This is a genomic window from uncultured Pseudoalteromonas sp. (genome assembly GCF_963922945.1).
Taxonomy (GTDB): Bacteria; Pseudomonadota; Gammaproteobacteria; order Enterobacterales; family Alteromonadaceae; genus Pseudoalteromonas.
Genome location: NZ_CAWUKC010000190.1, coordinates 1 through 1,626, shown reverse-complemented (window position 1 = coordinate 1,626; position 1,626 = coordinate 1). Strand labels below are relative to the sequence as shown.

Here is a 1,626-nt window from a genome sequence, read left to right as displayed (position 1 = left end):
GGCGATGCATACGCAGCTAATGCTTACATGGATGGTATTGATAGCGAAAGCTACGTAGAAGAAATTACAAACAGCTTTTATATTCAATCAAGCTGGGAGTTTGATGTAAGCGATTACTACGTAAAAGTAAACGCAGGCCTGCGCTACGAGCAAACAGATGTAACCAGTACCGTACGCCAACGTGTTGAAGAGCAAGTAAACTGGATCAGTGCATCAGAGTGGATAATGCAATATACAGCTGGCGGCGATGATAACTTCTTAGAGCAGCAAGGCGATTACGACATATTATTACCGTCAATCGATGTAAGTGTTGATTTAACCGAAGACGTTGTAGCCCGCGTATCATGGGGTAAAACAATGTCGCGTGCACCACTGGGTGATTTAGCCGGTGGCCGTAGCTTAACAGGCAGCCCAAAACCTGGCTCGCGAACCGGTAGCCAAGGTAATACAAACTTATTGCCGTTTGAATCAACAAACCTCGACTTATCATTAGAGTATTACTACGCAGAGGGCAGCTATGCCTCTGTTGGCTACTTTAAAAAAGACGTAGATAACTTTATTCAAACCACTATTACGCAAACCACAATTGATGGCCTATACGACATTTTAAACGGCCCACGTTACTTACAAGCAGTGAGCGATATTGAATCGCGCGGCGAGCAAGCAACCACCGACGCTATTTTTGCACAAATGATTAGCAATGGTTATGGCAATGCGAATGGCGTTATTGAGCCAAATAGCGATGACCCACTTATGGTATGGAACATAAGCCAGCCACAAAACACCGACAGCAAATCGGTAGATGGTTTTGAAGTGGCTGTTCAGCACTTAATTGGCGAAACTGGTTTTGGTGTAGGTGTTAACGCCACGTTTGTAGATGGCGATGTAGAATTTGATAGCGAAAGCCTAGACCAACAAGCACCGCTTACAGGTTTAAGTGACTCTGCTAACTTTCAAGGCTTTTACGAAAAAGACGGCCTATCAATCAAAATTACGTACGCATGGCGCGATTCGTACTTAATTGGTGTAGGCCAAGCACAAGGCTCAGCCGATGCGCCACCGCAATATGCTAAAGCCTACGGCCAATGGGATATGAGCGTAAACTACGATGTAAACGAAAACGTAACCGTATTTTTTGATGGCATAAACTTAAATAATGCCACCGAAGAAGGCTACGGCCGTTACGAAGAGCAATTTTTATTTGCTAATCAGTACGGCCCACGCTACTCAATTGGTGCCCGTTACACGTTTTAAACTAATCCCTAGTTAAAAAGTTAAGCCGCTTGTTACAACAAGCGGCTTTTTTTATAACGTTTTTATCTGCTCAGGCAATACATTGGTTGTCCAATCAATGCCGTTATATCCCACATCGTAAAAGTCTCTTGCCCCATGTAGCGCATAATACAGTGATTGTATTTTGTTTTAACCAAGCCTAATTGCAATTGCCACAAAACAACTAGTCTATTTTTTAGGTAAAGTTCTAATGCATATTTTACTAAACTGCAAAGTTAAGATGGGTGCTTCGTTTATTTTTATCTAAACAATACTCTTAAACTAGACACCCACTCTACTTAAACTAGACACCCACTCTAAATTAGCAAACCAAGCTGTGTCACTAGGTTTATT

1 protein-coding gene is annotated in these 1,626 nt (G+C 42.3%); it reads left to right on the top strand.

Annotation, left to right across the window (positions count from 1 at the left end):
* Positions 1–1,254, top strand: a 1,254-nt coding sequence (locus AABI99_RS18245; protein ID WP_338367537.1) for a TonB-dependent receptor, incomplete at its 5' end; no start/stop codon positions are given.
* Positions 1,255–1,626: the final 372 nt, after the last annotated feature.